The organism is Chryseobacterium sp. Marseille-Q3244 (assembly GCF_940807095.1).
Classification (GTDB): Bacteria; Bacteroidota; Bacteroidia; order Flavobacteriales; family Weeksellaceae; genus Chryseobacterium.
In genome coordinates this window covers 18,112-30,000 of sequence record NZ_CALNWX010000017.1, presented here as the reverse complement: position 1 = coordinate 30,000, position 11,889 = coordinate 18,112, and the positions used below count along the sequence as shown (strand labels likewise).

The 11,889-nt window shown below is 35.7% G+C and carries 9 protein-coding genes and 1 rRNA gene (1 of these 10 only partly in view); all 10 read right to left on the bottom strand.

Going from position 1 to position 11,889, the window contains the following annotated elements; genetic code table 11:
- Positions 1 to 1,102, bottom strand: a 16S ribosomal RNA gene (locus NBX25_RS21055); it reaches 415 nt to the left of the window's first position.
- Positions 1,103 to 1,689: 587 nt separating this feature from the next.
- The gene (locus NBX25_RS21050) at positions 1,690 to 2,370 is read right to left on the bottom strand and encodes a hypothetical protein (RefSeq protein WP_250255299.1); all 681 of its coding nucleotides are present in this window, start codon (positions 2,368 to 2,370) and stop codon (positions 1,690 to 1,692) included.
- 1 nt (position 2,371) lies between these two features.
- Positions 2,372 to 3,238 carry a dTDP-4-dehydrorhamnose reductase gene (gene rfbD, locus NBX25_RS21045; protein WP_250255298.1) on the bottom strand — a complete coding sequence of 289 codons (867 nt, stop codon included), beginning with the start codon at positions 3,236 to 3,238 and terminating at the stop codon, positions 2,372 to 2,374.
- A 47-nt stretch (positions 3,239 to 3,285) separates the two neighbouring features.
- Positions 3,286 to 3,771 (bottom strand): acyl-CoA thioesterase, encoded by a 486-nt coding sequence (locus NBX25_RS21040; RefSeq protein WP_123909822.1) that lies wholly within the window; start codon positions 3,769 to 3,771, stop codon positions 3,286 to 3,288.
- Positions 3,772 to 3,841: 70 nt separating this feature from the next.
- The gene (locus tag NBX25_RS21035; protein WP_123909821.1) at positions 3,842 to 4,345 is read right to left on the bottom strand and encodes an OmpH/Skp family outer membrane protein; all 504 of its coding nucleotides are present in this window, start codon (positions 4,343 to 4,345) and stop codon (positions 3,842 to 3,844) included.
- Positions 4,346 to 4,411: 66 nt separating this feature from the next.
- The gene (locus NBX25_RS21030) at positions 4,412 to 4,966 is read right to left on the bottom strand and encodes an OmpH/Skp family outer membrane protein (RefSeq protein ID WP_250255297.1); all 555 of its coding nucleotides are present in this window, start codon (positions 4,964 to 4,966) and stop codon (positions 4,412 to 4,414) included.
- Between the two features lie 8 nt (positions 4,967 to 4,974).
- Positions 4,975 to 7,509: an outer membrane protein assembly factor BamA gene (bamA, locus tag NBX25_RS21025; protein WP_250255296.1), complete on the bottom strand. Its 2,535-nt coding sequence runs from the start codon at positions 7,507 to 7,509 to the stop codon at positions 4,975 to 4,977.
- A gap of 28 nt (positions 7,510 to 7,537) precedes the next feature.
- Entirely contained in the window at positions 7,538 to 8,287 is a 750-nt protein-coding gene (uppS, locus tag NBX25_RS21020) for an undecaprenyl pyrophosphate synthase (protein ID WP_250255295.1), read from the bottom strand.
- Positions 8,288 to 8,292: 5 nt separating this feature from the next.
- Positions 8,293 to 9,228 carry a type IX secretion system protein PorG gene (porG, locus tag NBX25_RS21015; protein WP_250255294.1) on the bottom strand — a complete coding sequence of 312 codons (936 nt, stop codon included), beginning with the start codon at positions 9,226 to 9,228 and terminating at the stop codon, positions 8,293 to 8,295.
- A 168-nt stretch (positions 9,229 to 9,396) separates the two neighbouring features.
- Entirely contained in the window at positions 9,397 to 11,889 is a 2,493-nt protein-coding gene (locus NBX25_RS21010) for an exopolysaccharide transport family protein (RefSeq protein WP_250255293.1), read from the bottom strand.

Here is an 11,889-nt window from a genome sequence, read left to right as displayed (position 1 = left end):
GACAGGGGTTGCGCTCGTTGCAGGACTTAACCTAACACCTCACGGCACGAGCTGACGACAACCATGCAGCACCTTGAAAAATGTCCGAAGAAAAGTCTATTTCTAAACCTGTCATTTCCCATTTAAGCCTTGGTAAGGTTCCTCGCGTATCATCGAATTAAACCACATAATCCACCGCTTGTGCGGGCCCCCGTCAATTCCTTTGAGTTTCATTCTTGCGAACGTACTCCCCAGGTGGCTAACTTATCACTTTCGCTTAGTCTCTGAAGCTTGCGCCCCAAAAACGAGTTAGCATCGTTTACGGCGTGGACTACCAGGGTATCTAATCCTGTTCGCTCCCCACGCTTTCGTCCATCAGCGTCAGTTGTTGCTTAGTAACCTGCCTTCGCAATTGGTGTTCTAAGTAATATCTATGCATTTCACCGCTACACTACTTATTCCAGCTACTTCAATAACACTCAAGACCTGCAGTATCAATGGCAGTTTCACAGTTAAGCTGTGAGATTTCACCACTGACTTACAGATCCGCCTACGGACCCTTTAAACCCAATAAATCCGGATAACGCTTGCACCCTCCGTATTACCGCGGCTGCTGGCACGGAGTTAGCCGGTGCTTATTCGTATAGTACCTTCAGCTACTCTCACGAGAGTAGGTTTATCCCTATACAAAAGAAGTTTACAACCCATAGGGCCGTCGTCCTTCACGCGGGATGGCTGGATCAGGCGCTAACCCATTGTCCAATATTCCTCACTGCTGCCTCCCGTAGGAGTCTGGTCCGTGTCTCAGTACCAGTGTGGGGGATCACCCTCTCAGGCCCCCTAAAGATCGCAGACTTGGTGAGCCGTTACCTCACCAACTATCTAATCTTGCGCGTGCCCATCTCTATCCACCGGAGTTTTCAATAAAAAACGATGCCGTTTCTTATATTATGGGGTATTAATCTTCCTTTCGAAAGGCTATCCCCCTGATAAAGGCAGGTTGCACACGTGTTCCGCACCCGTACGCCGCTCTCAAGATCCCGAAAGATCTCTACCGCTCAGCTTGCATGTGTTAGGCCTCCCGCTAGCGTTCATCCTGAGCCAGGATCAAACTCTCCATTGTATGTTTGTCTGACTCACTCAAAGTTTTTTAACGCTTTAGTTTTTCCTTACTTGGTTGTTATATTGTATGTCAATGATCTTTATATCTTCCGCTTTTCAACGAAGCAATCTTTCTGTCAGTGTCGCTCCGTATTTGCGAGTGCAAAAGTAAAACTTTATTTTGATTCGACCAAATGTTTTGAAAGAAAATTTTAAAGTTTTTTAAGTAACCTTAATCTCTTTCCTAACCCTTAATCCCTCTACTCCTGCGCTCCCTTAATTGGGACTGCAAAGATACAAACTTTATTTTAACTCGCAACTTTTAAATCCTAAAAATTAAAAGTTTTTTTTCGTCTGTCTCTTTCGTAAAGTATAATGTTTATGCTTATTTAAAAGCTCTTCTGCGCTTACTGAATCCCTTTCGTTTTTCAGTGGGGCAAAGATAGAAACTTCATCCATTTCACGCAAGTTTATTTAACATAAAATTCATACTCAGGTAATGTTTTACCCTTAAAGTACTGGTACTATGGGAGAAAAATTTTAACCAAAATTTGGTCAATTAGGATTCTTGTATAAGTAAAAGACAAATTAAGGCTTTTGGCAATGTTTTTATGGCATCATTTCTGTGTAAATAGCGCTCAAAAATTCCGCATATGATTTTTCCAAGCCAATTACATCTCCTGATTTAAGGTTTAACCCTCCAACTCCTGAAGTGTCCGGCTTAATTTTTAATGATGATACCTGAAAGTATAAGTTATCATCATTTGTCTTCGGCTGGACTTGTACTGTTGAACCTAAAAGTTTCTTAGTTGAAATGGTATACACTTCTCCCGGAACAATTTTTAATTTAAAAAATGACCTCGGCTTTATTGTATAATCTTTTCTATTAATATTAATCTTCTGATCTTTCTCTGAAGAGGCAAATATATACATTGATCCTTCCTGAACTTTGAGTTTTTCTTTTGGAGTGTAATATAACGCGATCTTATAATTAGAAGCATTAAAGGCTTGAGGTGATCCGTCAATATTTTCAAAAGGTTTTATTACAAAAGTATTCGCACCAATCTCTTTTGCTTTTTTGTATACTAATGAAAATACCATTGCATCATCTTTTGAGAATCCCTGGACTTCAGCTTCTCCTAAATAGATGGATTCTGTTTCTGCTTCATTTTTTTTATACAGAAACTTATCTGAATGGTCAACGGTTTTCTCCACCTTGCTCAGATAAACATTTTGTGCACTCCAAAACTGAGTACATACTAAGGAAAAGATGATGGCTATATTTTTCATATTATTGTGGTTGAGTAAGGATGTCAACACATTCTTCAAGACTGTGTTCCCAGTGTTTAGGTTCAATTTTATAGATCTCTTCTATTTTATCCAGAGACATGGTACTTCTAACAGGTCTTTTGGCAGGAGTTGGATACTGCTCGGTTGTTAATGCATTTAATTGTATTGAGGATTTTGAGAATTCAGCAATTTTCTTCGCAAAATCAAACCATGTGGTTTCCGGGTAATTTGAAAAGTGGAAAATCCCAAAGGTTTTATTTGGATTTTCGATGATTTCCATGATAGCATCTGCAAGATCATTAGCATTTGTAGGCTGACCAAACTGGTCTGCTACAATTCCTAACTCGGTTTTCTGAGAAAACAGGTTCAACATTGTTTTCACAAAGTTTTTGTTAAACTCAGAATATAGCCAGGAAGTTCTTAGAATAATAGTATTAGGATTAATTTCCAATGCTAATTCTTCTCCTTTTCTTTTTGATGCTCCGTATACTCCTATTGGATTGGTAAAATCATCTTCTGAATAAGGTAGGTTTGTATCTCCATCAAAAACGTAGTCTGTAGAAACATGAATCAGGATAGTTTTATAATCAGCACAAGCCTGAGCAAGGTGAGCAACTCCATCAGCATTTACTGCAAAAGCTTTTTCTTCTTCTTTCTCTGCCAAGTCTACCGCTGTATATGCAGAAGCATTGATACAAAAATCAGGTTTATTATCGTAAAAGAAGTCATTTACCTGTTCCGCATTGGTAACATCTAAGATTGTGGAATCTGTAAAAAGAAACTCATATTGATTTTCAAAATCGGGAGCAATCTTTCTAATACAGTTTCCTAACTGGCCGTTGCTACCTATTACTGCTATTTTTTTCATATATAATTAATTTTAAATGATCAAAAAATTCTCAATAGAAATATCAATTAAGAGTTTTTGGCATTTTGGGATCTTAAAAACTTAACTCTCGATTGGAAATCTTTTTGTATCAGATCTACATAAAACTTATTAAAAGTTTCTTTTATATCTTCAGGATGTACTTCCGATTTTCTTGTTTTCATATTGAAATAAATAACGGTTACCCAAAGTACGGCATGAATTGTTTTCTCATCTAAGCTTTTCATCAGGATTTCAACTTTGGCTGTTCTGTCCTGTACATCGATAGTTTTACTGCTGATGACTACCTGAGTATTGTATCTTACTTCTTTAAGATAGGCAATTTCATTTTGAATGGCAATCCATGTGCAGCCTGTTTGTTTGGTATATTCTTCATAAGTAAATCCGTAAAAAGTCTCTACGTGATCTTCTCTGGCATTGAACATATAATCGAGATATTTTACATTATTCAAATGACCGATGGGATCGCAATCGCTAAACCTAACTTTTACTATAGTTGATACTTCTTTTTCCATTCCGCAAAAATAAACAAACCGCCTCTTTTGGAGGCGGTTTGTGTTATAAATCTTTGTTAATTTGCCGAAATTATTGAATTCCTAATTCTTTCTTTACAGCTGCAGTAGCATCAGCACCTGCTTTGTAAAGGAATGCAGGTGAATTTGCATCCATTACATACTCATATCCGTTAGCTTTAGCAACTTTGTCTACAGCATCGTTCAATTTTTTCTCAATTGGTCCGAAAGCTACTTCTTGCTTAGCTTGAAGATCTTTTTGAGCTTTATCCTGCATTTGAGCTATTTCTTCCTGAATTTTTTGTAATTCAGCTTCTCTAGCTTTGTTTTCGTCTGCAGACTTCTTAGGAGCTTCTTCGCTATATTGCTTTAGTTTAGCTTGCCCAGCATCATATTTTTTCTTGATCTCAGCTTGTTTAGTATCGTAGAATGTTTTAAGGTCAGCATCTGCTTTTTTCTTTTCAGGCATTGCATTAAGAACTCCCAATACATCTAAAGTAGCCATTTTTTGAGCTTTTGCCATACCTACAGAAACAACCATCATTACTGCTGCAAATAATACACTTAATTTTTTCATAATTGGTAAATAAATAATTTAATTTTTTTTTAGATTTCAAATTTACGTAAAAGTTAACTTACAATTTTACTTTTTACTTTTACTTGTAGTTTTCTCTTTTTTATCTGTTCCCTTCAGTAAAATAGTTAATACTTTTTCTGTATAATCATATTTTCCCTGAAGAAAAATAACACTAATGTTATTGCTTTTATCAAGAACTATGCCCAACCCATTTTTTTCGGACATTGTTTTGATGGCTTCCCAGATCTGGTCCTGAAATGGTAAAACGAGATTTGTTCTCAATTTTGCTATTTCACCATTAGCTCCGAAACGTAAGCTGGTAGTAGTTTTGACATTTTTATCAAGATCTACCACTTCTTTTTCTCGAAGTTTCAGCTGGTCACCTATCAATAACACTTTTTCACTTTCAAAAGCCGCTTTTTTTCTTTCATATTCTGACTGCATGTTTTGTAGTTCAGACTGCCAGGTATCGATCTGAGAGTTGAGTCTCGCTTCGGCTTCTTTATACTGAGGTAATTTATTTAAAATTTCATTAGTATCTACCACTCCGATTTTCTGAGCATTTCCCAACCCAAAAATTAAGAGTAATATAAAAGTGATGGTTATTTTAAAGTTCTTCATATTTATAATTATAATGATTGGTTCATCAAGAAGTGGTTTCGCCATCCTGATGGGTTTCCTGACATTGTCTTATCAAATCCATAAGCAAAGTCGAACCCGATCAATCCGAATGCCCCCATATACACTCTAACTCCTACACCCACTGATCTTTTCAATTGGAATGGATTATAATTACTCCATGAGTTCCAAACGTTACCTCCTTCAGCAAATGTTAATGCATAAATTTTAGCGGTTTGGTTCATTGAAATCGGGTATCTTAACTCTAAAGTAAATCGGTTATAGATTGTTCCTCCACCTCTTTGGGTAATATCTTCAGCTTCCCCTCCATAAGTACTTGCATTTTCATACCCTCTTAAAGGAATCAATTCTCTACCGTCATATCTACCTCCAAATAATCCCGTACCTCCTACATAGAATCTTTCAAATGGCGGTGCTCCAAGATTTTTGTTATATCCATCCATGAATCCCATTTCAGCAGAAGATCTCAACACCAATTTACCGGCAATTTCGTTATAGATATCTGTCTTAAATTTGATCTTATAGAATTCCATCCAATTGTATTTATCAATCGGTTTCATTGTATCGTAGTTTTTATTACTGAACAATGAATATGGTGGTGTTAATTTAGCAGAAAGTTCAATATTCGAACCCATTGTCGGGAAGATAGGATCTATCCCGGCGGAGTTTCTGCTTAACCCTAAATTGATACTGAAGTTATTAGCTGATCCATTATATTCTGTAGTCTCTCCAAACTGGAACGGATAATTATTAAAGTCATACTTCTGGAACTGAATTCCCGTATATAGAGAGAAATAGTCATCCGGCCAGTTCAATAGTCTGTTCAACCCTACTGTTGCCGAGAATATATTTAATTTCTGAGAGCTTCCATACATATCACTATATCTTACTCTTGAGTTATTTAAACTCACAGAAAGTGCTGTTGGTCTTGTACCAAATAACCAAGGTTCTACGAATGACACTCCATAGTTCTGGAAGTACTGACCTGCCTGCACCTGAATAGAGAAAGTCTGTCCATCTCCCTGTGGTACCGGTTTGAAATCCTTAAACTTAAGGAAGTTTCTCAATGAGAAGTTATTAAATGTCAATCCTAAAGTACCAATAAAGCTGTTACCTCCATAACCTGCCTGTAACTGAACCTGAGAAGATCCTTTTTCTACAAGTTTCCAGTTAACATCTACAGTATTATCTACCTGATTAGGCTGAATATCCTGTCCGATCTGTTGTGGATCAAAGAATGACATCCCTGCTAAATCAAAATAGGTTCTCTTTATTTCAGTTTTTTTGAATAATTCTCCAGGTTTTGTTCTTAATGCTCTAAGGATTACGTGGTCATGGGTTGTTGTATTCCCCTGCCACGTTACTTTGTTCCAAGTAGCCTGTTCACCTTCGTTAATTCTAACTTCTAAGTTTACAGCATCACCGTTCACAGATTTTTCAACCGGTGTAACATTGGAGAAAAGGTATCCGTTGTTCATATAAACGGATTTGATATCAGAATCATCTTCTTTACCTCCATCTTCACCAACTTTTTTGTTGAATCCTACTGCATCATAGATGTCTCCCTTCTTGTATCCTAATAATCTCTGTAAGTATTCTGTAGCATAAACCGTATTACCAGTGAACGTAATATCACCGATATAATACTTTTTACCCTCGTTAAGCTTTACATTGATTTCGTAGTTGTTTTTCTTATTTCTCCATACAGAATCCGAAACGACTTTCGCGTCTCTATATCCTAAAGAGTTATAATAATTGATCAGGTTTTGTTTGTCTTCCTGATATTTATCTTCAATGAATTTAGAGGGTTTCAAAATACCACCGATGCTGAAACGTTTTTGTTTTGTTTCTTTAAAAGCTTTATTTCTAAGCTTTCTATCGGTTACACTCTGATTTCCTTCAAATTCAATATGGTCGATTTTAATTTTTCTACCCTTATCTACATTAATCGTCCAGTCTACCAAAGCAGGATCTCCGGCATTTACTTTATCCTCGATTGTGATTTTTGCATCAGCAAAACCTTTTTTGATATAGTCTTTCGGGATGTTTGTTTTAAGACTTGACACCAAGTTCTGGGTAATCTTTGTACCAGGCTTCAGATTGTTGTCTTTTGCCAGTTTCTCACTTTTTGATTTCCCAATTCCTTTCCCCTTAAATTTCACTTCCCCAAGTTCTTTCAGATCCTGAAGATAGAATTTAAGAACTACAGTCTGTCCTTCAATACTTTGAACGTATACTTCCACTTCAGAGAAGGATTGGGTATCCCAAAGCTTTTTAACAGCATTACTGATTTTCTGCCCTGGAATGTCTACGCTTTCTCCTTTGGATAAGCCAGTAAATCTAAGGATCTGAGCTGGTGTATATTTTTTTACCCCATCTACAACAATGTCTTTAAGCGTGTAAGTACCTACCTCATTGTCTGCATGTACAGCATTGTTTACTTTCGTGCTGTCTTGTGGAGTTACTTGTCCATAAAAATGTGCAGAAGCAGCAAACATAATGATGGGTAATAGTCTAAACTTCATTTTATCGAGTCTTTCTTTTCTTTAAAATTTATTGGCCTTGTATCTGCTCTCCGGTTAATCCGTATCTTCTTTCTTTGTTTTGATAATCAACAATACATTGGAAGAAAATATCTTTGGTAAAATCCGGCCATAGAACATTTAAAAACTGTAATTCAGCATAAGCAATCTGCCAAAGAAGGAAATTACTTATTCTTATTTCGCCGCTAGTTCTTATCAATAGATCTACAGGAGGAAAATCTTTGGTATAGAGATAGTTTTCGAATAGTTTTTCATCTATATTCTCTACTTCTACTTTCCCTTCTTTTACATCTGAGCTGATATTTTTAACGGCTTGCAGTATTTCATTTTGTGAGCCATAGCTTATCGCCAGTACAAGGTTTCCTTTTGTGTTTTCTTTTGTAAGTTCTACCACACGTTGCAGCTGCTCTCTTACTAAAGCGGGCAGCTTTTCAAGATTCCCTATCACATGCATCCTCAACCCTTTGCTAAAGATTTCCTCTGCTTCTAACAGCAAAGTTTCCACAAGCAAATTCATGAGGGTATTCACTTCTTCAGAAGGACGGCTCCAATTTTCTGAAGAAAATGTGTACAGTGTTAAATAAGGGATATTGATCTCATTACATGCATTAATAGCATTTCTTACAGCATTAATGGCATTTTTGTGACCGAAGCTTCTTTCTTCGCCACGAGATTTAGCCCATCTCCCATTACCATCCATAATGATGGCTACGTGTTTTGGTAAATTCTCAGAATTTATTTTATCTTTAATCAACGACATATTAATTAATCACAATAACATGGAGGTCTTCCGAACGAAAACGTTAATCCTAAACTGAATGTATTCAACCAGTCTTTGGATCTTTCATCTCCAATATTTCTCTTTTTAATAAACTCTTCTTCTCTTTCCTTAGCAACTGCATAATAGTTACCAGACTGTAGTAAAGAACCTCCTGAAGCCGGATCCAAGATGTCGGCATTAAAGGAGCTTTTCACATCCTCAGGTAGAATTTTACTATGATCAAGCTGATCGGTCAAAGTGTATCTAAATGTTGCTTCTGCAAATATAGCCCAAGTATGGTTAAATTTATACTTTAACCCTACACCAAAAGGGATATGCATGGTAACTTTTTTGCCTAATGAATATTCGGTAGTTGTTTTAAAGTCCATTTCATTAATTGGAGCCAAGGCTACACCGTCCGGATCTCTTCTGAAATCATGGGCGAGATTAGCTTTAGGTGCATCAAACACCAAAGCTCCGATACCTCCAAAAATATAGGGGCTTACCATACCTATTTGTTCATTATTAACTGGGAAAAAATTATATTCAAACATTAAACTTGCCTCATATACGTTATTTTTCCCGTATGCATTTCTATTTCTTCTATATTCTTCTTTTGCAGCTTTATCACTAAATTGAACCTGATTATATCCTAAATCCAATCTAACAGTTTGGTGAGGGTTAAAATTAAATCTATATAAAATACCACCATAAAACGGGATCCCCCAATCCGACATTCTATTTAAATCCAACGGCTTTTGTAAAATATAACTTGTGCTCCCTACATCACCCACTAGGTTACTCATACCTAGACGAACCCCCAATTCGTTTCTTTGTGCTTTAACACTCACCACTCCAAGGAAGGCAAGGAAGCTAAACAATAATTTTTTATTCATAAAAGAATATGGATTTATGGTTATTTTAAAATTTAATTTTTGCAAATATAAAACATTTTTATATTAATGATAATCTTAATGTTTAGTTAAAAATAAACAAAAAAACATAATTTGTTATAAAGTAAACGACAAAGTGGCAAAAATATTCTTTTTTCCATAGAATGAAAATATATAAAGTATGAAAAAACCCCCATCGAATGAGGGTTTAAGGCTCTATTTTTTATTAAACATTCTCTGCATCTTATTCCGTATTCTAATTAATAACGGTTCTTTATAATTTTTATCCTCATCAAAATACCCATAACCATAGCCATAGCCGTAGCCATATCCATAGCCGTAGCCCTGCTTCGTATTATAGTCATTATAAATAAGTCCTAAATGTTCAATTTCACTATTCTGATACTTCTCCGTGATGAGCTTCATCATATATTTCTCAGTATATTCGTGGCGAACTACATAGATATTGGCATCAGAATATTTCATAAGTTCGTAAGAATCTGCTACCAACCCTACTGGCGGTGAATCTATAATAATGAAATCATATTTTTCCTTCAGTTCCTGTAAAAACTTAACATTTCTCTGACTCATCAGCAATTCTGAAGGATTCGGAGGAATGGGTCCAGATGTAGCAACATCCAGATTAGGAATTTTGGTATGATTAATAATCTGGTCAATATTCACTTCTCCTGTAAGATAGTTTGAAATACCATATTTATTATCAATTTTAAAGTCACCAAAAATCTTTGGCTTTCTAAGGTCCATCCCTAAAAGAATTGTTTTTTTATCACTTAATCCTAATACGGAAGCCAAGTTAATGGAAATATAAGTTTTCCCTTCTCCTCCTACTGAAGAAGTGATCAAGATCACTTTCCCTTTTTCATCCTCATTATTCATCAGGAATCTCATATTAGCTCGAATTCCTCTAAACGCTTCTGAAACAGACGACTTCGGTTGTTCCAAAACCGTAAGCATATTTTCACTACTGTTATTTCCAATGACACCAAGAAGTGGAATTTTCGTTACACTCAATAATTCTTTAATATTCCTAATCTTATTATCAAGCACTTCACCAATCAGAATAAACAGTATTGGTAAGAACAACATTCCTCCTATTATTGCTGCTTTTGCCATTTTAATATTAGGGCTTACAGGTGGCTGGCCAATGTTCTTAGCAGGGTCAATCACACTAATATCAGATTGATTGGTTGCCACATTCATCTGAGCTTCATTTTGTCTGTTTAAAAGACTATTATATGTAGCTTCAATCATATTATACCCTCTTTCAGCATCCAGATATTTTCTTTCTTTTTCCGGATAAGAAGTTAAATCCGAATTCGCATCTGAAACCTGACGATCAATTTTGTTGATCTCATCATAATACTTGGTGTAGTAATTTTTTAAACTATTAAAAGATCCTGTTTTAGCTTCATTAATTAACCTGTTTACTTCCTTCATGGGCTCGGAAGCAGGTTTGTAAATTTGGGCTAATTCTGATCTTTTGGTATACAAAGCCTTAAGTTCGCTCACAGAAGCGGAGAAAAACCCATCTTCAAAACCGGCAGCATTGGTAGCAATCATTTTATCAAAATTCTGTGACTGAAGAGTACTTTTAATAGTATTCAGAGAGGTAATTTTGCTTACAATATCAGCTTTTTTTGCTTCAAGATCTTTTATTTTTTCAAGAGATTTTTCGTCTCTGTCTTTAATATTGTAAAGTTTTTCTGAGGTTTTCAAATAATTCAGAACAAGGGCAGCAGAATCTAATTTTTTACGGATTCCATTTAAGCTTCCTTGTAGATAAGCTGTTGTATTTTTATTAACCGTATTTTTATCTTCAAGTCTTTTTTTCTGAAGTTCAGCAACTGATTTATTCAAGAAATTTACTGTACTGTTAAGATTATAGCCTTTTTTATTGATAATCATGATGGTATTGATCTCCTTATCAAAGTTCACTGCTATAGTAGACACAATATCATTAACACTCTGGTTGACTGTCGCCAAATTGACAATAATATTATCTAATTTGATGCTAGGGGTAACCGGGTTTTGAATTAACCTAAATCTCAGATTCGGGGAATTATACCATTCATTAACTTTAATAATCTTATTTGCCGGTCTGTTGTAGGTATTTATATTATGAAAACTTTCTGTTGCATAGCTATACAGCCCTGTAGACTGTCCTTCTTCCGGCAGCACCACCTCGTATGTTCCGTTTCCTTTTGGTCTTAATGTAATTGGATAATTTACCTGTTGAAGATGCTTCTTATCGACGTCGAGAAAAACCGGAGAATCATCTTTATCCAGATAGGTAGATTTGATAAGCCCTTTGGTAGAATAATTTACAAAAAGGTTTAGTTCTTTAACCAAATATTCATTGTGAGATCTGGAAAAGAGCATTTTCTTTAAGTAAACACCGTCCTGATTCCCTCCTTGTCCCCAAATGAAATTAATAGACTGATTAGGACTAAAATAACTTGAAGTATTATTAGAAATACTTAAGGATAGATCTGAAGCATATACATTCTGAGCATAGTATTTACTGTATACCCAAGAAATGGCATAGCCAATAAGGAACATAAAGGCAAACCAATACCAGTTTTTGAGTAATCTTCTTAAAAAATGTTCAATATCAAACAGCGCAAAGGTTCCGTACTTTTCTTTGGGAGCTTCGCTTTTTCCTACGTTAGTATCTTTTCCTGGAATCAT